The sequence below is a fragment of the Aeromonas sp. R5-3 genome, from assembly GCF_040908225.1.
GTDB classification, from domain to species: Bacteria; Pseudomonadota; Gammaproteobacteria; order Enterobacterales; family Aeromonadaceae; genus Aeromonas; species Aeromonas dhakensis.
The window spans coordinates 13262-35091 of the sequence record NZ_JBFODH010000015.1; the positions used below are offsets into that span (position 1 = coordinate 13262).

Below are 21830 nucleotides of genomic sequence, written 5' to 3' on the forward strand. Positions count from 1 at the left end.
AAAAAGGGCAGGATAACCTGCCCTTGGTGTTGGAAAGTGCGCGCTGGCCGGTACCACTAGCCACCAGCCAGCTCTGCTGCCGTCATGGGCCGCAGCACCTTGCAGGGATTGCCGGCCGCCACCACGCCCGCCGGCACATCCTTGGTCACCACGGAGCCAGCGCCGATCACGCTGTTGTCCCCAATGGTCACGCCGGGGCAGATGACGACACTGCCACCGATCCAGACGTTGTGGCCGATCCGCACCGGCTTGCCAAACTCCACCCCCTTGATGCGCGGCGCCACCGCCACTGGGTGAGCGGCCGTGTAGATCTGCACCCCGGGCGCCAGCAGCACGTTGTCGCCGATGTGCACCTCGCACACGTCGAGGATGGTGCAGCCCACGTTGGCGTAGAAGTTCTCTCCCACGAAGATGTTGGCCCCGTAGTCGCAAAAGAAGGGCGGGTTGATGGCGCACTCCTTGCCGCGGCCGCCCAGCAGTTCATGGAGCAGGGCATCGCGCGCCGGTTTCTCCTGCCAGTGGGTGTTGAAGGTGTGATAGAGCCTGCGGCAGCGCTCGCGCGCGGCTTTGAGCTCGGAGTCGCCCGCATCATAGGGCTCCCCTGCCACCATCTTCTGCCACTCGGGGCCGCGCACCGCCGCCTTCATCATCACCTCGCTCATCGCCTACTCCACCAGCCAGATCAGGGATTCATAAGGGCGCAGCATACAGGATTGCGGCCGGGCCGGGCTATCCGGGTAGTTGCCAAGCAGCAGACGCCCCTTGCCGGTGGCCAGCTCCTCCGGCAGTGCGAAGCTGATCGGCTCGCCGTAGAAGTTGCTCACCACCAGCAGGGTCTGACCGTTGGCGCGGCGGGCATAGGCCCAGATCTGCGGGTGCCCCGCCAGCAGCTCCTGATAATCCCCGTGAGTGAAGATGGGATGACTCTTGCGCAGGCGGATCAAATCCCGGTAGTGCCAGAACACCGAGTCGGTGTCGGCCAGCGCCGCCTCGGCATTGATCGCGGGATAGTTGGCGGCGGGCTTGAGCCAGGGGATGCCGGCCGTGAAGCCCGCATTGGCCGCAGCGCTCCACTGCATGGGCGTGCGGGAGTTGTCGCGAGACTTGGCGCCAAGAATGGCCAGGATCTCGGCCTCGCTCATCCCTTCGGCCTGCTTGATGGCGAAGATGTTGCGGCTCTCCACGTCCTGATAGTCATCGATGCGCTGATAGTCAGGGTTGGTCATGCCGATCTCCTCCCCCTGATAGATGTAGGGGGTGCCCTGCAAGCCGTGCAGTGTGCTGGCCAGCATCTTGGCCGCTACCACTCTATGTTCGCCCTCGTCACCGAAGCGGGAGACGATGCGCGGCTGGTCGTGGTTGCACCAGAACAGCGCCGACCACCCCTTGCCGTGCATGCCGCTCTGCCAGTGGTTGAAGATGCGCTTGAGTTCGAGGAAATCGAACGGCGCCTTGGTCCACTTGTCGCCATTGGGGTAGTCCACCTTGAGGTGGTGGAAGTTGAACACCATGGAGAGCTCGGAGCCATCCAGCGCGCCATAGCGCTGGCAGTGCTCCAGACTGGTGGAGGACATCTCCCCCACCGTCATGGCGCCCACCGGGGCGAACACGTCGCGGCTAACATCCTGCAAAAATTCGTGGATGCGCGGCCCGTCGGTGTAGAAGCGGCGGCCATCGCCACTGTCGTCGCTCGGGAAGCGCTGATCCTTGGAGATGAGGTTGATGACATCGAGGCGGAAACCGTCCACTCCCTTCTTGGCCCAGAAGTGGATGATGCTTTTGACCTCGGCGCGCACGGCCGGGTTCTCCCAGTTGAGATCCGCCTGCTCGCGGGCAAACAGGTGCAGGTAATACTGGCCGGTGGCCTTATCCAGCTCCCAGGCGCTGCCGCCAAACTTGGATTGCCAGTTGTTCGGCACACCACCCTCCACCGGGTCTTTCCAGATGTAGTAGTCGCGGTAGGGGCTGTTCTTGTCCCCCAGCGCCGACTTGAACCAGGCGTGCTCGGTGGAGGTGTGGTTGACCACGATGTCCATCACGATCCGAATGTCGCGCGCGTGGGCGGCGGCCAAGAGCGCCTCGAAGTCGGCCATGGTGCCGTAGGCGGGATCAATATTCAGGTAGTCGGCGATGTCGTAGCCGTTGTCCACCTGCGGCGAGACGTAAACCGGGGTCAGCCAGAGGGCGTCGACGCCGAGGGTCTTGAGATAGTCGAGGCGGGCCATGATCCCCTTGAGATCGCCAGTGCCGCGCGCGCCACTGTCCTGAAAGCTTTTGGGGTAGATCTGGTAAATCACGGCGCTTTGCCACCAGGGTGTTTGGCTCATGGGTCTTGCTCTTGTCTCGAATGAAAAAGGGAGAGGGCGACCCCGGCGGGTCGCCCTGATGCGTGGAGTCAGGCGCTGGCTTGAGCCAGCTTGCCGGCCGCCTGCTGGCGCTGGTAAACCAGCAGAGTCAGCACGATAGGCACAACGATGGCCACCAGCATGGCGATGGCATAGACGGCCCAGTATTGCGGCTGGATGGAGAGGATGCCCGGCAGGCCCCCTACCCCGATGCCGTTGGCCATTACCCCGGCGAAGCCGCAGATGAGGGCCGCAAGGCTCGAGCCCACCATGGCGCACAGCATGGGGAACTTGTACTTGAGGTTGATGCCGTACATGGCCGGCTCGGTCACCCCCAGATAGGCGGAGATGGCGGCAGGCACCGAGATTTCCCGTTCGTTCTCCTTGCGGCTGATCAGGATGATGCCGACCACCGCAGACGCCTGGGCGATATTGGAGAGGGCGATCAGCGGCCAGATCGGGGTGCCACCCATGCTCTGCATCAACTGCAGATCCACCGCGTTGGTGGTGTGGTGGATGCCGGTGATGACCAAGGGCGCGTAGAGGAAGCCGAACAGAGCAGCGCCGATGGGGGCAAAGGAGCCAGTCATGGCGGCCTTGGCGGCAAAGCCGACGCCGTCACCCAGCCAGCGACCGAACGGACCGATAAAGGCGTGGGCCACGATCACCGCCAGCAGCAGGGAGATGAAGGGAACTATGACCAGGTAGAGGTAGGCCGGAATGATCCGCTTGAGATTGGTCTCCACCCAGGCAAGGAAGACACCCGCCAGCAGGGCCGGGATGACCTGCGCCTGATAACCCACCTTCTGGATGACGAACAGACCAAAGTCCCACACCTCGGGAGTCTGCTGGCCGATGCCGTAGGCGTTCATCAGCTGCGGGGAGACCAGGGTGATACCGAGCACGATACCCAGGATCTCGGAGCCGCCCATCTTCTTCACCGCAGACCAGCAGACGCCCACCGGCAGGAAGTGGAAGATGGCCTCACCCAGCAGCCAGAGGAAGGCGTGCACCTGAGCCCAGAACTGGCTGATCTCGGTGAGGGTATGAGTGCCATCGTCGAACATCTTGATGTCGCCGATGACGTTGCGAAAGCCCAGGATCAGACCGCCGGTGATGATGGCCGGCAGCAGCGGCACGAAGATCTCCGCCAGGTGGGAGATGCCCCGCTCCAGCGGATTCATGTTCTGGCGCGCCGCCTGCTTGGCGGCCTCCTTGCTGCCGCCGCTGACGCCGATCTCTTCGGTCAGCGCCTTGTACCACTGCTCCACCTCGTTGCCGATGACCACCTGGAACTGGCCACCCTGGGTGAAGCTTCCCTTCACCGCCGGTATGGTTTCGATGGCCTTGCTGTCGGCCTTGGCCGGATCGTTGAGGACGAAGCGCAACCGGGTCAGGCAGTGGCTGACGGTTGCGATGTTCTCCTTGCCACCGATCTTGTCGATGAGCGTGGCCAGATGTTGTGCGTTGATCTTGGACATGAGCCTTCCCTCTGTGACTCCATTGATATTGGTCTGCGTCGCCCTTTTGGGCCAGTCTGTGGGCCCGAGCGTTTTTGGTATCGTTCCCATTTAGCATGCCGCCAATTGGTCACGATCAAAATGGGAACGTTCCCAATTCGTGGTCGAGGTCACAAAAAGCGCGTTTTTTGTGCGGCGCTAGGTGATGGAGTTCACAAAGAGCGGCAGGGAGCTATGGTCGCCAGCGGACGCTGATCCTGCTCGATCTGGCCGAGCAGCTGGCGCGCAGCCTGCTCGCCTGCCCCCTTGTAGCCGAGATCCAGGCTGAGGGCGTTGGGGAAGAGAAAGGTGAGCATGGGGTTGTTGCCAAGACCGGTCACCAGCACCTCGCTGCGCCCCTGCTCCTGTAGGTACTTGGCGGCACCTATGGCCAGGGTGTCGCTGGCGCAGACCAGGGCACCCGTGGTCGGGGTGAGCAGTTCCCCCGCCAGCCGGTAGCCGCTCTGCAGGCTGAGATCGCCGAGGGCGCTGCGCGCCGTCAGCCCCTGTTCGGCGCAGTAGCCGAGGTAGGCATCGAGCCGGCGCTGACCGGTGGTGAGGTCGGCGGTGTCCACCCCCAGGTAAGCAATCTCGCGAATGCCGCGGTTAGCGAGCTGGTCCAGCATGGTGCGCACCGCACCGGCATCGTCGAAACAGACCGAGGAGAAGCCGGGATGATCGCGAGCCACCAGCACCAGCTTCTCCCTGAGCGGCGCCATGGCGGCATAGTCCAGGTCGTTGAAGGCGAACAGAATGATGCCATCCACCCCGCGCCGCTCCAGCACCGCCAGATGCTCCTGCACCTTGGCAGGGGAGAACTTGCTCTCCATCAGCACGGCGTCGTAGCCGCGCCGGTAGAGGGTCTCCAACATGCCGCGCACCGCCTGGTTTTCCGAGCTGGAGTCGAGCCGCGAGACGATGATCCCCACCACCTGCTGGCTCTGGCTGCGCATGGCCCGCGCCGACTTGCTCGGCACGAAGCCGTGCTCGGCGATGATCTGCTCCACCCGCTCGCGGGTCGCCTGCTTCACCTTGGGATCCTGGTTGAGCACCCGGGAGACGGTCGACTTGCCGACACCACTGAGTCGGGCGATATCGAGGATGGTCAGTTTTTTGTCCATGAAGTGGCTCACAGGGGCTCGGCGGTGGAATTGCCCACATTGTTGTGATTAACCCCTGTGAATACAAGCCCATGGCGTTAGAATGCCCTTTTGGCGCCGGCGCATGCCGTGCCACCCGCCATCGCACAGGACGCGCATCATGGGTCTATTCGCCAGTCTGCTTCAATCTCTCTCCGTCACGGGCCCCGCCTATCGCACAGGAGATCCATCATGACTCTGTTGGCCAGTCTGCACTTCTCCCTCTCCATCACGGGCCCCATCTGCGTGGTGCTGCTGCTCGGCATCTGGCTCAAGCAGCTGGGCCTGCTGCCGGACAGCTTCGTCGAGTCCGCTTCCCGCCTGGTGTTCCAGGTCACCCTGCCGGCGCTCCTGTTTCTCAGCATGGTGCGCACCGATTTCTCCACCATGCCGAGCCCCTGGCTCATCGTCTACGGCCTGCTCGGCACCCTCGCCGGCTTTCTGGTGCTGGAGCTGCTGGCGGCCCGCTTCATCCCCGAGCGGCGCCAGCGCGGCATCTTCGTGCAAGGGAGCTTTCGCGGCAACATGGGGATCATGGGGCTGGCCTATGTGCAGAACGCCTATGGCGCCGAGGGGATCGGCGCCGCCGCCCTGCTGGTGGGCTCGGTCACCGTGCTCTACAACGTGCTTGCGGTGATCACCCTGACCCGCAGCCTGGGGGGCAGCAAGGGGATCAAACCGATCCTCAGGGGGATCGCCAAAAACCCGTTGATCATCGCCATCCTGGCGGCCCTGCCGTTTGGCCTGCTCGGCATCGAGCTGCCCCAGCTGGTGATCACCACGGGCAACTACTTCGCCAACATGACCCTGCCGCTGGCGCTGCTCTGCACCGGCGCCAGCCTCAACCTCAAGGCCCTGCGCGGCGGTGCCCTGCTGACCGGCTGGGCCACCGCCAACCGGCTGCTGTGCATCCCGGTGCTGCTGGTGATGGGCGCCTGGGCGCTCGGCTTCAGCCCGCAGGCCCTTGGCATCCTGTTTCTCATCAGCTCCACCCCCACCGCCGCCGCCAGCTATGTGATGACCCGCGCCATGGGGGGCGACAGCGCCCTGGCGGCCAACATCATCGCCACCACCACGCTGGGCTCGCTCGTCACCACCAGCCTGGGGGCCACCCTGATGAACTACCTGGGGCTGATGGGCTAGCCAGCAGCAAACGTGCTGACCCTCACCCCTTCATCATCCCCTTGACCTTGCCGCGGGCGGCAGCTTTACGCTGACTCTCAATCAACAGAGGAGATATCCCATGACCATCGAACTCACCGTCTCCGGCATGTCCTGCGGTGGCTGCGCCGCCAGCCTGCAAAAAGCCCTGCTGGCCCAACCCGCCGTCAGCAGCGCCAGCGTCGACTTTGCCAGCAGCAAGGCCGTCATCGAGAGCGAGCTGAGCAAGGACGAGCTGATCGCCCTGATCGAAACCAAAGGCTTCTCGGCGAGTTAAATTATCTCCATATAGGTATGAAACAGGTTAAAATTCTGTACCCAGCTGTTTTTTGGTGAGAGTCATCACAAACCCCTGCAACAGAAAGCGCAAACTTGCTGCAATTTTTATCACCCAGAAGGAATTGCAGCATGACTCTCCCGATCCGCAAAACCCTGCTCGCCGCCGTCCTCGGCCTGACCCTCTCCCCGATGGCCATGGCCCTGCCCAACGTCCATATCCTGGCCACCGGCGGCACCATTGCCGGGGCGGGGCAGTCCGCCACCCAGTCCAACTACGAGGCCGGCAAGGTGGCCATCGAGACGCTGATCGCCGCCGTGCCCGAGATGAAGAACGTGGCCGACGTGCAGGGTGAGCAGGTGGTGAAGATCGGCTCCCAGGACATGAACGACGAGGTGTGGCTCAAGCTCGCCAAGCGGGTCAACGAGCTGCTGGCCAGGGATGACGTGGACGGCATCGTCATCACCCACGGCACCGACACCATGGAAGAGACCGCCTACTTCCTCAATCTGACCGTCAAGAGCGACAAGCCGGTGGTACTGGTCGGCGCCATGCGTCCCTCCACCGCCATGAGCGCCGACGGCCCGATGAACCTCTACAACGCTGTGGTGACCGCTTCCGACCCCGCCTCCAAGGGGCGTGGCGTCATGGTGGCGATGAACGACACCGTGCTCGATGCCCGCGACGTCACCAAGACCAACACCACAGGGGTGCAGACCTTCGCCTCCCCCAACTTCGGCCCGCTCGGCTACATCCACAACGGCAAGATCGACTATCAGCGCAGCCCGGCCCGCCAGCACACCAGCAAGACCCCGTTTGACGTGAGCAAGCTCGACAAGCTGCCCCAGGTCGGCATCGTCTACAGCTACGCCAACGCTTCTGCTCTGCCGGCCAAGGCCCTGGTGGATGCCAAGTTCGATGGCATCGTCAGCGCCGGGGTGGGCAACGGCAACCTCTACCACACCCTGTTCGACACCCTGGCTAAGGCGAGCAAGGACGGTATCCGCGTCGTGCGCTCCGCCCGCGTGCCGACCGGCTCCACCACCCTGGATGCCGAGATCGATGACGCCAAGTACGGCTTCGTCGCCGCCGAGACCCTGAATCCGCAGAAGGCGCGGGTGCTACTGATGCTTGCCCTGACCCAGAGCAAGGATCCGGCCCAGATCCAGCGCTGGTTCCAGCAGTTCTGACCGCCCTGCCCGGCATCGGCCGGCAGAGGGAATGACCATAAAAAGGGCGGGATACTATCCCGCCCTTGTTCGTGGCACATCAGCCCATGACCAGCCAGCCGCAGAAGCCAAGATAGATCAGCCCCACCCAGGCGAGCCTGCCCGCCGTCATCCGCTCCCGACTAAACCCCCACCACAACAGCACGACCGCCAGCAGGGTCACCAGCGAGGAGACCATCATGGTGCTGTCTAGCAGCCAGGGGGTGAACAACAGGCAGAACGCCTTGGGAATGGTGCCCTGGATCATCATGGCCCCCGAGATATTGGCCAGCGCCAGCCGGTGCTTGCCCTGCCGCACCCAGATCAGCACGTTCATCAGCTCGGGCATCTCGGTCGCCACCGGGCTCAGTAACAGGGCCGCCAGCACCGGTGAGAGACCGAACAGCTCGCCCATGCTCTCCAACTGGTGAACGAACAGCTGGGCCGCCAGCGCCACCACCACCAGCGCCACCAGGGTCTGCAGCAGCACCTTGCCGAGCGCCGGGATCTCGGCGCCCGGATCCAGCTTGAGGGGCTCTGGCAGCTCGACCTCGTGGCTGTCGGTCTGTTTCAGCTCGCGCCGCACATAGACCAGATACACCAGCACGAACAGCGGGGCCAGCCAGGTTTTACCGGTGAAGGCCACCATGCCGAGCAGCACGGCCAGCAGGAAGATGCCGACGAACCAGGCCTGGTCTCGCCCTATCTCCCGTTGCACCTCGCCATCGATGGCCCTGTGCTCCCGGCTCATGCACAGCAGCAGGGTCACGCCGACGGCGGCATAACCTATGGTGGCCAACACCAGCGGGCCGCCGAGGGCGGCACCTATGCCTATCTGCTGCTGAGCGGGGGCATCCCCCATCAGCAAGGCGGTCAGGGTGACGATGCATTCGGGCAGGGCCGTGCCGAGGGCCGCCAGCAGGGAGCCGGTGGCACTCTGGGATAACTTGAAGTGGTGGCCGGTCCATTCGATGCCATTGACGAAATATTCGCAGGCCAGATAGATGGTGACGGCAGAGAGCAGAAATAACAGCAGGGTGATCAGCATGATGAGTAACCGCCAGGCGAGCAGAACAACCAATGGACCCGATATGGCTCGCCCGGCTGGCTTGCATATCGAGGCCAAAGGTCTTGCAGAGCGATGGATACCATCGCCGCCCATGCCATGGATCTGAAGATCCAAGAATGTTGACATGAGCCCTGCCCGGATCACGGGCGGGTTGCTACTCCCCTATGACAGTGCGGGCTTTTTACCAAGTTGACCGCCACCCCACAAGGCAAACTAATGATCATTGACTCAACAAGTTGTAAGGGAATGTAACCGTCCACCCACCGGCTTTGCCATCCGGATCCACTCCAATGCCGGTAAGCTCCTCGCCTTGGCACACCGTTTGCTTTGAGATGACTACTGTCCACACTGATTTGGGAAGGGTGAACGATGAAACGGTGGATCCAACATTTCTATCAACTGAACCGCCTCAACTGGCTGATGGTCTGGCTGCTGCTCTGCTGCAGCATCATTCTGCTGTTTCCGGCCGGTTTGATGCAGGGCGCCGTCAGCCAGTGGGCCGCCACACACGCCGCCTGGCTCGGGGTCGGCATGCTGATCGCCATCTCCTACTTCTGCAGTCAGGGCTTCCTGATCGCCTGGGAGTGGGCCTGTGACGAGTGGCAGTCGCGCCGCCAGCAGGATCAGCTGGCCCAGATGATCTCCTTCCTCGACTTCAACGAGAAGGCGGTGCTGCGCGAGTTCGTGCTGCAACGTAAAAGCGTCATAAACTTGCCGATCACCGAGCCCGCCGTCAAAAACTTGATGGATGCCGGTGTGCTCACCTACGCCTATGGCAAGCCGGCCCGGGAGAAAGAGGACGAGAACCAGATCCGCGCCCTGATGATCGCCCTGCCGGCCCGGCCGCTGCTCACCTACAAGGTGCTGGGGCTGTCGCGCGGCAAGATGAGTGACGAGCAGGTGGAGCAGATCATGAACGCCAGACCCAAGTTCGCACAGAAAAGCTTCCAGCGCTGATCGTCGTTCCCGCCAATAAAAAGAGCCGGCCCTGTGGCCGGCTCTGTCGTTTCTGCCCCGTTACTGGGTTCTGGCCTTGAGATACCCGGCGTAGTCGGGGATCTGCACGCTGAACGCCTGGCGCATGTGGGGGCTGTCCATGATGAAATCGGCCGTCGCCTCGTTGGTGGCGACCGGGATGTTCCAGACTGCCGCGAGGCGCAGCAAGGCCTTCACGTCCGGATCGTGGGGCACCGCATTGAGGGGATCCCAGAAGAAGATCAGCACGTCGATCTTGCCCTCGGCTATCAGGGCGCCAAGCTGCTGGTCGCCCCCCATGGGGCCGGAGAAGAGACAGGTGATGGGCAGCTGTGCCTGCTTGCCGAGCATGGTGCCTGTGGTGCCGGTGGCGTAGAGGTGGTGGAGCTTGAGCTCCTCCTTGCGCCGCATCACCCAGTTCAGCAGAGGGGTTTTCATGTTGTCGTGAGCCACCAGCGCCACTCGCTTGTGGGGCGCCATCTCACGGGCGATCTGTTCCATGGACATCATCCGTAGCATTGTTGTTTGAATAGAGCCGTATCCTAATCGAAAGCGGCGCCCGTTGCCTTGCCGGGCGCCGTAACTGTGATCACTTCGACTGTTCAATCCACTGCTTGTTCTTCTGCTCCAGCACCGAGATGGGCAGCATGCCGTATTCCAGTACATGGTGGTGGAACGCCTTGAGGTCAAAGCCTGCGCCCAGCGCCTGCTCAGCCGACTCCCGCATCCGGATCAGCGCCAGCTGGCCCGCCTTGTAGGAGGTCGCCTGGCCGGTGTAGGCCATGTAGCGCGGCACCTCGGAACTGATGTCCCCGTCCCCCAGCGCCGAGTTCTCCTTCATGTAGCTGGCGGCCTGGTCGTGGTTCCAGCCATACCAGTGGATGCCGGTATCCACCACCAGCCGCATCGCCCTCAGCATCTCCTCGTTGAGGCGGCCGAAGTACTGCAGCTGGTTGTTGAAGGCGGACGATCCCTCGACCTTCACGTCTCCCACCGCTGGATCGTAGAGACCGCGCCCCTGATAGAGCCCCATGTCGTGATCCGCCAGGTATTCGGTGTAGAGTGCCCAGCCCTCCGCATAGGCGGTGTAGGAGGCGTTCGCCACGTACTGCGGGAAGTCGGGATCCTTGGCGGCCAGCTCCTGGGCGATGGTGATCTGGAAGTGGTGACCCGGCGCCGCCTCGTGGGCCAGCAGGGTGCTGATGTTCCAGCTCTGCAGACCATAGGGGTAGTAGGTGTTGAGGAAGAAGCGCCCCTTGCGGCCCGTCTGCGGGTTGCCGTCCTGATACCAGGCCACCCCGCCGTATGGCGCGTCCTTATAGGAGACAGGCACCACCTCGTAATCCAGCTTGGGAATGGTGCGCTCGGCATCGAAGAAGTCCGGCAGCACCAGCGCGGCCTTGCTCTTGAAGGCGTTGTACTCCTGTAGTGCCCGCTCGTGCTCGGCCAGCGCCTGCTGCTGCGACCCGCTCAAGGTCGCACCGGCAACGTTGCCGGGGTTGAGGCCGGCCGACCAGACCGCCAGCGGGTTCTGATAGAAGAAGGCCGGCTCGTTCAGGTAGCGGAAGAAGGCGTAGATCTGGCCGCTCTGCTTGCTATGGGCCACGTCGTCGCTGTCGCACTTGCCGACGGTATGGCACACCTTGACCATGGCGCCGAAGATCCGCGCCACCTCGCTCAGCCCCAGCTCATGCACCTGCTCCGGCGTCATGTCGGTGGTGGTGTGCTTCTTCAGCAGCCAGCGATACCAGTCGCGCCCGTTGGTCATGCCGCAGAAGCCGTCGTCGCACTCACCGCTGCCAAGGCGCACCGCATAGGCGCCGCCATGCTGGTAATCCAGGTAGTCGCGCAGCGCCAGATAGCGGCCGTTGATGCTGTCCAGCACCCCCTTGTACTCGGTGCGCAGCGCCTCGTCCGCCTCTCCCGGCAGCTGCTGCCAGCCGAGGTAGGAACCGGCGATCGCCTCGCCCTCCAGCTTGCTGTCGAGCTGGGCCAGCAGCCGGTCCACCAGCTCGTCTGGCAGGGTATTGCCCTGGGCGCTGCCCAGTTCGAACTGGTGCTTCACCTCGGCAAGGTAGCCGTCATAGGCCTTGAGCCAGCTGAGGTGCTCCTGATACCAGGCCAGTGGTGCGGTTGCGGCCCTCGCCTTGCTGGCCACAACCGGTGCCGCTGCCGGGCGATCGATGTCGCGCCGCCAGGTGGCATCCCCCGGCGCAACCCGCTCGGCCGAACTCTGCTCGAAGTAGTCGAAGCCGGGCTCGACGGTGCGGGCAGCTTTGCCGCTGGCCGGTGCGGCCCCCACCTCATCGGCCAGATCAACCACCCGGTTGCTGAAGTGGTGGATCGGGATCTGGGACTGGGGCAGATCGTAACCGGTCAGGTTGATCTGCAGATCCCAGCGGATCATGTCGTAGAACAACCTATCACGTTCGCTCAGCACGCTCACGTCCAGGGCATCCAGCCGCTTGAGCAGGGCGCTGTCGAGGGTCTTGCGCTTGGCGATGCTGGCGGCATCGATGGCAAAACCGTAGGGGTCGAGCGCCTGGCTCTCGCGCAGGGCCTCGTCCATGGTCTGCATCAGGTAGGTCTTGGTGGCGGCGGGATCCGCCGGCGCGTTGGAGCTGTTGTCATTGCAGGCAGTAAGCGAGAGTGCGATGGCACAAGCCAGCGCCAGTTTGTTGGGCAAGAAGTGCATGGTGTAGTCCTTTAACCGTTGTTATTGTTTGCCCCCGAAAAGGGGTTCCAATAGTGCACCTCTCTCGCTCGCTTTTTTGCGACATGATTAACAAAAATAAGCTTACTTTTCATGATGATAAGGCCCATGAAAAGCTATGCAGACGGACATTAAAAAACCCGCCTGAGCGGGTTTTTTAATCGTTTTTTCATGCCATAACTATTCAGGACGAGCCGTGATGCAGCTGGGACTGCTGATAGTTCTCCAGCCCGATGCGATCGATGAGATCGAGCTGGGTCTCCAGCCAGTCCACGTGCTCCTCTTCATCTTCCAGAATATCCTGAAACAGGTCGCGGCTGATGTAGTCCTGCACCGACTCGGCATAGGCGATGGCCACCTTCAGATCCGGGATGGCATCCATCTCCAGCGACAGGTCACAGCGCAGCATCTCCTCCACCGTCTCGCCGATGCGCAGCTTGCCCAGATCCTGCAAGTTGGGCAGCCCTTCCAGAAACAGCACCCGCTTGACCAGCTCGTCGGCGTGTTTCATCTCATCGATGGACTCGTGATACTCCTTGTGCCCGAGCGCCTTGAGGCCCCAGTCATCATAGATGCGGGCATGCAGAAAATATTGGTTGATGGCTATCAGCTCATTGGCCAGCACCTTGTTGAGGTGGGCGATGATCTTGGGATCTCCTTTCATCGACAGTGCTCCTTGGTTCGTGCCTGAGGCTTAGATCCTTAGAGCTTAGTCCAGAAAGATGACAACAGGAGGTCCGGCGAGCTTGCTCGCCAGTGGGAAGGGATTGAAAAGACGGGCCGGTTTTGCCGGCGACGAGCTCTGCTCAGGCCACCTCGTAGTAGAGCGGCGCCTGATCCAGCTCGGCCTTGTCGAGTTCGGCGGCGATGATCTCCATGGTCATGCGCACGCATTTGCCACACTGGGCGCCGACGTCGAGCGACTGCTTGAGCTGGCGAAACTCGGTCTTGCCTGCCTGTACCGCCTTGCGGATCTGGGAATCTGTAATGCCGCGGCACAAACAGACGTACATAGTGTTTACCTCATGCTGGATTGCCATGAAATCTAAATGAGAATGGTTCGTAGTGCAAATAACGATTGGTAATAAGATCCCCGCTTGCCAGCCATCAACCCCTTGGTGACAATGCCCTGTCACTGAGGGAAACATCATGCTCAAGAAACTGTTCACTGCCCTGTTTGGCGGCCAGCCCGCTCCCGCCGCCGAAGTCACCCCCACCGAATATGCCGGCTACCTCATCTATCCCGAGCCCATGGCCGAAGGGGGTCAGTATCGGCTGGCGGGCCGCATCACCAAGGAGCTGGACGGCGTGCTGCAGACCCACCGTTTCATCCGCTCCGATCTGTTTGCCAACCCCGCCGATGCGGAGCGCTTCATGGTGCAGAAGGCGCACACCTTCATCGACCAGATGGGGGATCGCATGTTCGAGCCCCGCAAACCGGCCGACAGCGCCGCCTCATGATGCCGGCTGCGCTCGACGAGTTGCGCCAGGCGCTGGCCCGCGCCGGTGAACGGCGGCTGATCTGGCTGGAAGGTGACGAGGCCGATTGCATCGCCCGAGCCGAGGCGCTGCTAAGCGGCATCAGCTACTGGCTGGGAGATGGCCCGAGCGAGCACAACCCGCAGCCGGCAGCCAAGGCGCTGCAGCGACTCGGTCAGGAGTGCGACACGCTTGTGTTTAATGCGTTCAGCGGTTTTCACCCCGATGCGTTCGGGGCGCTGGCGGGCACCTTGCGGGCGGGCGGCCTACTGCTGCTGCTGACCCCGCCGCGAGCCCAATGGCCTGCCTGGCCGGATCCGGACCGGGTTCGGCTGGTGGCACAACCGGAAGATATGGCGCTGGCAGGCCACGGCTTTCTCGCCCGGCTGGTGCGACTGCTGGCGGGCGACCCTGCCCTCGAGCTGACGCCCCCTGCCACGCCGACCCCGTGGCAGCCGGTTGGGCCAGCGCAGCCATTGAGCAGCGATCAGGCCCGCGCCCTGCCCGCCATCCACAAGGTGTTGCACGGTCACCGCCGCCGCCCGCTGGTGTTGAGCGCGGATCGAGGCCGCGGCAAGAGCAGCCTGCTGGGGCTGGCCGTCGCCGAGCTGCTGCGCCAACAACCCGACCTGCAGATCCTGGTGACGGCCCCCTCCCAGGCTACGGTCGCCACCCTGTTTGCCCACGCAGCTCTCGCCCTTGAAGATGCGCCGCAACTGCTGGCAGGGCTCAGCTACTGTTCGCCGGATCGGCTGGTGCACGAGCCGTTGCAGCCCGATCTGCTGCTGGTGGACGAAGCCGCCGCCATTCCCACCCCGCTGCTGGAGGCCATGCTGGCCCGGCACGGTCGCATCGTCTTCGCCACCACAGAACATGGCTACGAGGGCACCGGGCGCGGTTTTCACCTGCGCTTCAAGCGGGTACTCGATCGCGAGACACCCGGCTGGCAGGAGATCCACCTGGCCGAGCCGATCCGCTGGAGCAGCCGGGATCCGCTGGAGCCGCTGGTTTTCCGACTGCTCGGCCTCAACGCCGAGGTCGAGACGCCGCCAGCGCCCACCCAGCCTGGCTGGCGCCGGCTCGAGCAGGATGCACTGGCTGCCGACGAGGGGCTGCTCCATCGGGTGTTCGGCCTGCTGGTGCTGGCCCACTACCAGACCACACCGAGCGATCTACGCTACCTGCTGGAGAGCCCCGCCCTCGACATCCACCTGCTGGAGCAGGGTCCGCATCTGCTCGGGGTGGCGCTGGTGGCCCGGGAAGGAGAGATAGATCCTGAGCTGGCCGAGGCGATCTGGGCCGGCCGACGCCGTCCGCGCGGTCATCTGCTGCCCCAGTCGCTGCTGACGCACGCCGGCTTCAAGACCGCAGGTGCGCGCAGCTACGCCCGGGTGATGCGCATCGCCATCCATCCGGCGCTGCATCGCCACGGGCTGGGGTCGCTCCTGCTGGCCCATCTCGAACAGCATTATCAGGCGGCAGGGCTCGACTATCTGGGCTCCGCCTTCTCGGCCAGCGCCGACTTGTTGCCATTCTGGCACAAGGCCGGGCTCAGGGTGCTGCGCATCGGCCTGCAGCGGGATGCCGCCAGCGGCAGCCACGCTGCCCTGCTGCTCAAGGCGCTGCAACCGGCTCGCACCGCCGAGCTGGCCGACTGGCACCAACGCTTCGTGCGCCAGCTGCCCACCCTGCTGGCGGGCGAGCTGAAAACCCTTGAATCCGAGCTGGTGTGGCAGTGCCTGCAGGATGCGGAGGCCAGCTCGAGCGGGCTCGATGCCTTTGATAAGGATGAGCTGGCCTGCTTTGCCCACCACCACAAGCCGTTCGAGCTGTGCCAACCCAGCCTGCAACGCTGGCTGGCGGGCAACCTGACGAAACTGGCACAGCTTGACCCCGCCGAGCGGCAACTGCTGATCGCCACCATCTGGCAATATGCCGACTGGGGAGCGCTGGCGGCCAGGCTGCAACTGGCGGGCAAGCCGGCGGTCATCAAGGCGCTGCGCGGCCTGCTGGCCCGGCTGTTGCCGCCCGCTACCACTCGATAGGCTCGCCTCGCCAGTCGAGGTAACTCAGCTCGCCATCCGCTGTCAGCCGCGCCATCAGCGTCACCAAATGCGAGGCAGCCTGTTGCGGGCTGTGCAGGCTGCCGGCGGCCAAGTTGCCGTGAAACGGTCGCGAGAGCGCGGTATCCACCGTGCCCGGATGAAACGCCAGCAACTTGACGCCGGGCGCCCGTCTGGCGAGCTCGATGGCGGCACACTTGAGCAGCATGTTGAGGGCCGCCTTGGCGGCGCGATAGCCATACCAGCCCCCGGCACGGTTGTCGCCGATGCTGCCGACCCGGGCACTGAGCACCGCCAGGGTACAGGGGCTCGACCCCAGCAGGGGCAGCAGCTGGCTGATCCAGCGCAGCGGCAGCAGGGCGTTGGTCTGGTAGAGCTGGGTCATGGCCTCGAGGTTGAGCACCTCGAGCCGCTTCTCCGGCCGGATGCTTCCCTGCTGCAGCAGGCCGTTGCAGATCACCAGCCAGCGAGGCCTCGGCGCCAGCTCGCCGATACGGGCCACCACCTCTGCCAGCTGTTCATCACTGTAATCGCAGCGCAGCCAGTGCAGCTTGTGGCTATTGACCCCCGCCGGTTGCGGCTGGCGACTGACGGCGATGACGGGCGCGGCGCCCGCCGCCAGCCAGTGCTCGACCAGGGCGCTTCCCAGCCCTCCGCCGGCGCCGATCACCACGACACTCTCTTCCATGACGAGCCCCCTTGTGGCGAGTGTGATGGCCTTCTCCATCGCCCCGCGCTTTTCCTGATAGGCTGATACGCGCCTTCCAGCCTGCGGGATCAAGCGGTTATGGAGGCGATCTTGTGTGGATCCCGCCGTCGTCGGCGGATCCATTCCTATACTGAGGGAAAACCGCAGCGGGTGCTGCCAGCGCAACCAGAAGCACGAGAGTGACCATGATGTCCAAAGACGGGGAAGAGCGTAAATCCATCCTGACCGAGAGCGGCACCAACGAGCTCGAGATCATCGAATTCCACCTCAAGAAGCAGCTGCCCGATGGCCGCGAGAAAATAGCCTACTACGGCATCAACGTCGCCAAGGTGCGCGAGGTGATCCGGGTGCCGGAAACCACCGACTACCCCAACGCCCAGCGTCACATGGTGGGGGTCTTCTCCCTGCGCGAGCGGCTGATCCCGCTGGTGGATCTGGCCGGCTGGCTTGGTATCAAAACCAACCCGGACAACAGCAACAAGGTGGTCATCGTCACCGATTTCAACAAGATGGCGAACGGCTTCCTCATCGACAGCGTCAGCAGGATCCACCGGGTCTCCTGGGAGGATGTGGAGTCCCCCAGCCAGTTCCTGGAGGCGGGCGAGAATGACTGCGTGGTGGCGGTGGTCAGGCGCGACGGCAACCTCATCATGATCCTCGACTTCGAGAAGATCATCGCCGACATCAACCCCGAGCTGAGCATGGAGAAGTACGATGTGACCCAGGATCGCAAGGTCATCATCGACGATCGCATGATGGCCATGCGCCAGGCCAAAACCATCCTGGTGGTGGACGACTCCGCCTTCATCCGCAAGATGATCGAGACCACCCTGCGCACCGCGGGCTACAACGTGGTGACCGCCAAGGACGGGGGCGACGGGCTGGAGATGCTGATGGAGTTCGATCGTCTGTCGCAGGAGGAGAAGATCCCGGTGGCCGAGTTCGTCAGCGGCATCATCACCGACGTGGAGATGCCCCGCATGGACGGCATGCACCTGCTCAAGCGGCTGCGCGACACCCCCGCCTTCAAGACCATTCCCATCGTCATGTTCTCGTCGCTGATGAGCGATGACAACCGCCAGAAGGCGCTGCAGCTGGGAGCCAACGACACCATCACCAAACCGGAGCTGGGCCGCATGGTCGGCATGATGGACAACTTCCTGCTCGGCATCCCCATTCCCAAACCGGGCAACCTGTGAGGCCGCCGGTCGGCCACGCAAGCAAAAGGGCGCCGAGGCGCCCTTTTGCTTGCGTGATGGATCAGCCCAGCCAGAGATAGAGCTGGTGAGCCGCCACCCCGGCACACAAGCCACCGACGGTGTGGGCCACGATGGCGCGGGAGGTGAGATGACGATAGCCGAGTGCATCCAGCATGGCAGTGTGGGTGCTCAGGAAGCCGCTCCAACACATGCCCATGGCGGTGAACACCGCCACCTCGTTGCCGGTGATCCAGCCCTTGCCGATGAAGGGAGGCACCAGCGACATGGCGGCCCCGACCGCCCCCAGCGAGGTGACCGGGAAGGCTACCAGCTCGGCGTGGGTGAAGCCGAACAGCAGCTCGAACAGCCAGCCCACCTTGGCCGCCAGCACCGGCAGCAGCGCCACCCCCTGGAAGGCCTCGCCGGTATACCCCTGCTCGCCCGGGCCGAAGGTCAGCAGCATCACGAAGGTGCTGATGATGAGCACCCCGGGGATCACCGCCATCCCCAGCTCCACCCCGGACTTGCCACCGTCCAGCAGGGCGTTGAGCACCCGCAGCCATGTAGGCGCCGCCTCCCGGCTCAGGCCGGGTTTGGCCCCCACGCTCGCCACCTCGTCGGCGATCGGGGTCTCCCCCACCAGCGGGCGGATCATCCGCTGCATCAAGCGGGTCGACACCACGGAGCCAATGAGGGCGCCGAGCAGGCCGATCAGCGCCGCGCTGGCGGTGGACTCGCCCCCCGGCAACTGCAGGGTGGCCATGAAGGTCACCACGATCAACCCCATGCCGAAGGCGGTGCCGAAGTTGGTGAGCGAGACCAGCTGCCAGGGGGTGAAGCCCTTGCGAAAGCGGCTGTCTCTGGCGAGGCTGATCACCGCCGGGTTGTCGGAGAAGAAGGTCATCAGGGCCGCCAGTGCGGTGCGGCCCGGCAGCCGGAACACCGGCTTCATCAGCGGCGCCAGCAGCACCTCCAGCAAGCGGATCACCCCGAACTCGCTGAGCAGCTGGCTGAGCGCGCCAGACAGCACGGTAATGCCCATGATGAAGAGCACGGTATTGAGCAGCAGCTGGTGGGCGGTGTTGAACAGGGTGTTGACCAGGGCGGAGAGGCCCATCTGGCTGCCGAGGTAGCCAAACAGGCTGCCGAGGATGGCCAGCACCAATACCGGCTCCAGCCAGCGGCGAAGGGAGGCCGCCCCCTGGTGAGAATCTTTAACTGCTTGATTTTCCATACCAATCCTGAAATCTGTCGCTGTGTGGTGAGTATTGTTGTTATGGCACCCATAAAGCAGGAGCCCTTGTCTTGCGACAAGGGCTCCTTGCATTGATTCTTCTGCCGGGCTCGAGCTGTGCCATGCGGACTGACTGTCCACCACGCTGGCGACTGAACCGGGGAGGAGAAAACGGGTGGCCGGACGATCCTGTCCAGTCTGCCTGTCTCGCGCCAGCGCACCGGCACCACGGCCTGCCTGGCGACGAAACGGGGCGGCAGTATAGCAACTGGGGCCGGTCGGCGAAACAAGGGGCGACCGGAGCGGATTGCCGCTCAGCGCCTGCGCGGGTAAGCTTCCCCATCGGCAATCGACTCCGTCATTCACCATCCGGCAGCAACATGGGCAGCACCATGAACGACCTCGTGACCTATATCAGGGCCATCCATCGCCAGGCAGGACCGGCGATACTCGTCCGCCAGCAGAGCGAACAACACAGCGAGCAGGACGAGAGCGGCACCCTGACCCACCACCGGCAGACCCATTACTGGTTCGCCAACGGCGTGGTCATCTGCCACCAGCTGGAGCTGGACGAAGAGCCCTCCTCACAAGTCTGCCCGGAGTGCTGGATCAGCTACCGGGTGGTCGCCAGCCCCATCCCCATCACCCCTGTGCGCAAGCTGTTCCACAACCCCTGCCAGGAGGCCTTCTGGCTCAAGATGCAGGAGATCACGCCAGCCGGCTGACCTGCTCGGCCAGTGACCGGCGCGCCGTCAATACTGCTTGGTCTTGGCGGCAAACCCCGCCAGGAACAGCCCGGTCAGGAACATGCCGCAGAAGGCCTCGATGGCCGACAGCAGCTGGAGCGGGGAGGAGGTCTGGGAGATGTCGCCATAGCCCAAGGTCACGAAAGTGACGATGCTGAAATAGAGCGAGCGTCCAAGATGGTCATGGGTGACCGATCCCGGCGCCAGATAATAGGTCAGGGTCGCCAGCAGGATCACCCCCATCGACAGCAGCAGGCTGCGGATCGGCCGCTCGCCGAAGCCCCAGGTGATGAAGCTGATGAACTTGGCGGCGCATTTCAGGTAGCACAGCAGGGTGAGCCAGCCTTTCTTGAGCAAGCCGCTGCGCAGCCAGCACTCCTTGAACAGCTCCCTGGGGCTCGCCAGCGACTTCATCTCGTGCAGCTTCTCCTTGTAGTAGCACTCGCCGGCATCGACGGTGTCGCCCACGCTGGAGAAGAGCCGCTTGGCGTTGCGATAGAGCTTGCTGGCCTCACTGTGATCGACCCGGCCATTCTCGTTGTAGGCCACCTGCACCTTGTCCAGGTTGGTGTGCTCCATGGTGGCGTCGAAGTTCTTGGCCCGCACGTTGAAGTTTTTCAGCACCGCCCGGGAGGAGTGAAAGCGGATCTCTTCACACTCGATAGTGAAGTCCTGAAACACCCCGTCCTCCAGCGCCAGCTCCCGCTTCTTGGCCCAGGCCCTGTGGTCCCACAGCAGGGAGTCGAACAGATCGAGCCCGATCACCCCGCCGTTGACCCTCACCCCCTTGGCCGAGCAGTGCCACAGATAGACCTTGGAGTTGTTGACGGCGCCATCCAGCGAGAGCTCGTCCAGGCAGGTGAAGTCGAGCAGCCGGCCGGAGATGATGGGGCTTTTGAGCTCGACGCCGCCAATGTTGAGCAGCCGGTGCCTGCCCAGCACCTGGGCCTCCCCCTTGTTGTTCTCGGAGACCGAGAGCAGGCTCTGCACCCGCTTCACCTCGTCCTTGCCGTGTTTGCCGGCCAGCCACATGCAATAGGGTTCAAAGCGCGTCTCGGCGCGGATCAGCCCGCTCTTGCGCAGGGACTCCAGCGCGCTCGAGGCGGTCTCATAGAGTCTGATCTTGTCGTCGCTCATGTAGAGGCACAGGCTCAGCACGCAGCGGGAGCTGATGAAGCGGGCGATGCCGATCTGGAAGATCACCTGCTTGTCGATCTTCTGCTCCGTCATCCAGTCGTCGAAATGGGGCAGCGATGCCACCAGCAGATCCCAGATCAGGGGGTAGTCGTTGGCCCGGCGCCACTCGTTGAACTGTTCGGGGGAAAGCTGCCAAAGCTCTGTTGCATTCATGCATGACCTCACTCAAGAAAGCGATCCTGTTTTCCTGCGCCCACCGATGCGACAGAGGCCGCCAGGGCAAGATGGGCAGAATAGGGACTCATCACGCCATCATACTAGGCGGGCGGGGGAAGTCACTGGCGGGAACGGTACGGCAGGGGCGCTGCGACAACTTGCCGCCGAGCTGGCGAGATCTTGCTCAATGGGGCACCGGATGCCGGAAAACGGGCAAAGAAAAAGCCCAGCATTGCTGCTGGGCTTTTGAATTGGCTCCTCCTGCTGGGCTCGAACCAGCGACCTGCGGATTAACAGTCCGTCGCTCTACCGACTGAGCTAAGGAGGAATTATAAGTGGTGCCCAGAGACGGAATCGAACCGCCGACACGGGGATTTTCAATCCCCTGCTCTACCGACTGAGCTATCTGGGCAAATGGTGCCGGCTACCGGAATCGAACTGGTGACCTACTGATTACAAGTCAGTTGCTCTACCTACTGAGCTAAGCCGGCACACTTTAAACCATTGTGCATGAACAAGTTTTTCTTTCACGACACCAAAATTTGGTGCCCAGAGACGGAATCGAACCGCCGACACGGGGATTTTCAATCCCCTGCTCTACCGACTGAGCTATCTGGGCGTGGGCGCTATTAAACGGATTTTAAGGCAGGTGGTCAACGGG

At 63.3% G+C, this 21830-nt stretch carries 20 protein-coding genes, 4 tRNA genes and 1 riboswitch; of the genes, 8 read left to right on the plus strand and 16 right to left on the minus strand.

Annotated features, from left to right (window positions below):
• Window positions 1–56: 56 nt before the first annotated feature.
• The 4 genes from AB5Y95_RS06585 to treR form a co-directional block, all read right to left on the minus strand.
• Window positions 57–662: a sugar O-acetyltransferase gene (locus AB5Y95_RS06585; protein WP_126880590.1), complete on the minus strand. Its 606-nt coding sequence runs from the start codon at window positions 660–662 to the stop codon at window positions 57–59.
• Window positions 663–665: 3 nt separating this feature from the next.
• Window positions 666–2327: an alpha,alpha-phosphotrehalase gene (gene treC / locus AB5Y95_RS06590; RefSeq protein ID WP_368160163.1), complete on the minus strand. Its 1662-nt coding sequence runs from the start codon at window positions 2325–2327 to the stop codon at window positions 666–668.
• Between the two features lie 68 nt (window positions 2328–2395).
• Entirely contained in the window at window positions 2396–3826 is a 1431-nt protein-coding gene (treB, locus tag AB5Y95_RS06595) for a PTS trehalose transporter subunit IIBC (RefSeq protein ID WP_019840679.1), read from the minus strand.
• 191 nt (window positions 3827–4017) lie between these two features.
• Window positions 4018–4965: a trehalose operon repressor TreR gene (gene treR, locus AB5Y95_RS06600; protein ID WP_368160168.1), complete on the minus strand. Its 948-nt coding sequence runs from the start codon at window positions 4963–4965 to the stop codon at window positions 4018–4020.
• A gap of 210 nt (window positions 4966–5175) precedes the next feature.
• Here treR and AB5Y95_RS06605 point away from each other — a divergent pair, with 210 nt between their 5' ends.
• From AB5Y95_RS06605 to ansB, 3 genes are all read left to right on the plus strand, one after another.
• Window positions 5176–6126 (plus strand): AEC family transporter, encoded by a 951-nt coding sequence (locus AB5Y95_RS06605; protein WP_368160170.1) that lies wholly within the window; start codon window positions 5176–5178, stop codon window positions 6124–6126.
• Window positions 6127–6226: 100 nt separating this feature from the next.
• A complete protein-coding gene (locus AB5Y95_RS06610; protein ID WP_019840677.1) occupies window positions 6227–6421 on the plus strand; it encodes a heavy-metal-associated domain-containing protein in 195 nt (64 codons plus the stop codon).
• A gap of 131 nt (window positions 6422–6552) precedes the next feature.
• Window positions 6553–7611, plus strand: coding sequence for an L-asparaginase 2 (ansB, locus tag AB5Y95_RS06615; protein ID WP_368160173.1), 1059 nt, complete (start codon window positions 6553–6555; stop codon window positions 7609–7611).
• 79 nt (window positions 7612–7690) lie between these two features.
• On the opposite strand, the gene AB5Y95_RS06620 is transcribed toward ansB, so the two are convergent.
• Window positions 7691–8677 carry a sodium:calcium antiporter gene (locus AB5Y95_RS06620; RefSeq protein WP_279971735.1) on the minus strand — a complete coding sequence of 329 codons (987 nt, stop codon included), beginning with the start codon at window positions 8675–8677 and terminating at the stop codon, window positions 7691–7693.
• 89 nt (window positions 8678–8766) lie between these two features.
• Window positions 8767–8873: riboswitch (yybP-ykoY riboswitch) on the minus strand.
• A 194-nt stretch (window positions 8874–9067) separates the two neighbouring features.
• Between AB5Y95_RS06620 and AB5Y95_RS06625 the strand changes: the two genes are divergently transcribed.
• Window positions 9068–9655 carry a superinfection exclusion B family protein gene (locus AB5Y95_RS06625; RefSeq protein WP_005305531.1) on the plus strand — a complete coding sequence of 196 codons (588 nt, stop codon included), beginning with the start codon at window positions 9068–9070 and terminating at the stop codon, window positions 9653–9655.
• Between the two features lie 60 nt (window positions 9656–9715).
• On the opposite strand, the gene AB5Y95_RS06630 is transcribed toward AB5Y95_RS06625, so the two are convergent.
• The 4 genes from AB5Y95_RS06630 to AB5Y95_RS06645 all read right to left on the minus strand — a co-directional run bounded on the left by AB5Y95_RS06630 (window position 9716) and on the right by AB5Y95_RS06645 (window position 13399).
• Window positions 9716–10174, minus strand: coding sequence for a methylglyoxal synthase (locus AB5Y95_RS06630; RefSeq protein WP_005305534.1), 459 nt, complete (start codon window positions 10172–10174; stop codon window positions 9716–9718).
• 88 nt (window positions 10175–10262) lie between these two features.
• Window positions 10263–12368, minus strand: coding sequence for a DUF885 family protein (locus tag AB5Y95_RS06635; RefSeq protein WP_368160177.1), 2106 nt, complete (start codon window positions 12366–12368; stop codon window positions 10263–10265).
• 202 nt (window positions 12369–12570) lie between these two features.
• Window positions 12571–13050: a bacterioferritin gene (gene bfr, locus AB5Y95_RS06640; protein WP_005314068.1), complete on the minus strand. Its 480-nt coding sequence runs from the start codon at window positions 13048–13050 to the stop codon at window positions 12571–12573.
• Window positions 13051–13192: 142 nt separating this feature from the next.
• Complete coding sequence (locus AB5Y95_RS06645) at window positions 13193–13399, minus strand: bacterioferritin-associated ferredoxin (RefSeq protein WP_329271945.1); 207 nt, start codon at window positions 13397–13399, stop codon at window positions 13193–13195.
• 136 nt (window positions 13400–13535) lie between these two features.
• On the opposite strand from AB5Y95_RS06645, the gene AB5Y95_RS06650 reads away from it, so the two are divergent.
• Together AB5Y95_RS06650 and AB5Y95_RS06655 are read left to right on the plus strand one after the other, a co-directional pair.
• Window positions 13536–13847, plus strand: coding sequence for an HlyU family transcriptional regulator (locus AB5Y95_RS06650; RefSeq protein ID WP_201971916.1), 312 nt, complete (start codon window positions 13536–13538; stop codon window positions 13845–13847).
• Complete coding sequence (locus AB5Y95_RS06655) at window positions 13844–15910, plus strand: tRNA(Met) cytidine acetyltransferase TmcA (RefSeq protein ID WP_368160180.1); 2067 nt, start codon at window positions 13844–13846, stop codon at window positions 15908–15910. The genes AB5Y95_RS06650 and AB5Y95_RS06655 overlap by 4 nt, the downstream gene beginning before the upstream one ends.
• Here the strand turns inward: AB5Y95_RS06655 and AB5Y95_RS06660 are convergent.
• Window positions 15897–16616 carry an SDR family NAD(P)-dependent oxidoreductase gene (locus AB5Y95_RS06660; RefSeq protein ID WP_368160183.1) on the minus strand — a complete coding sequence of 240 codons (720 nt, stop codon included), beginning with the start codon at window positions 16614–16616 and terminating at the stop codon, window positions 15897–15899. The two genes, AB5Y95_RS06655 and AB5Y95_RS06660, sit on opposite strands and share 14 nt — an antisense overlap.
• A gap of 206 nt (window positions 16617–16822) precedes the next feature.
• Between AB5Y95_RS06660 and AB5Y95_RS06665 the strand changes: the two genes are divergently transcribed.
• A complete protein-coding gene (locus AB5Y95_RS06665; RefSeq protein WP_368160186.1) occupies window positions 16823–17836 on the plus strand; it encodes a chemotaxis protein CheV in 1014 nt (337 codons plus the stop codon).
• A 61-nt stretch (window positions 17837–17897) separates the two neighbouring features.
• Here the strand turns inward: AB5Y95_RS06665 and AB5Y95_RS06670 are convergent, their stop codons facing one another.
• Window positions 17898–19070 (minus strand): nucleoside recognition domain-containing protein, encoded by a 1173-nt coding sequence (locus tag AB5Y95_RS06670; RefSeq protein ID WP_026142035.1) that lies wholly within the window; start codon window positions 19068–19070, stop codon window positions 17898–17900.
• Window positions 19071–19450: 380 nt separating this feature from the next.
• Here AB5Y95_RS06670 and AB5Y95_RS06675 point away from each other — a divergent pair, with 380 nt between their 5' ends.
• Entirely contained in the window at window positions 19451–19795 is a 345-nt protein-coding gene (locus tag AB5Y95_RS06675) for a hypothetical protein (protein WP_082033484.1), read from the plus strand.
• A 27-nt stretch (window positions 19796–19822) separates the two neighbouring features.
• Here the strand turns inward: AB5Y95_RS06675 and AB5Y95_RS06680 are convergent, their stop codons facing one another.
• The 5 genes from AB5Y95_RS06680 to AB5Y95_RS06700 all read right to left on the minus strand — a co-directional run bounded on the left by AB5Y95_RS06680 (window position 19823) and on the right by AB5Y95_RS06700 (window position 21788).
• Window positions 19823–21166: a potassium channel family protein gene (locus AB5Y95_RS06680; protein ID WP_042006215.1), complete on the minus strand. Its 1344-nt coding sequence runs from the start codon at window positions 21164–21166 to the stop codon at window positions 19823–19825.
• Window positions 21167–21421: 255 nt separating this feature from the next.
• Window positions 21422–21497: transfer RNA gene (locus AB5Y95_RS06685), tRNA-Asn, on the minus strand.
• 8 nt (window positions 21498–21505) lie between these two features.
• Window positions 21506–21581, minus strand: a tRNA-Phe gene (locus AB5Y95_RS06690).
• Window positions 21582–21584: 3 nt separating this feature from the next.
• Window positions 21585–21660 (minus strand) — tRNA-Thr (locus AB5Y95_RS06695).
• Between the two features lie 52 nt (window positions 21661–21712).
• A tRNA-Phe gene (locus AB5Y95_RS06700) sits at window positions 21713–21788 on the minus strand.
• Window positions 21789–21830: the final 42 nt, after the last annotated feature.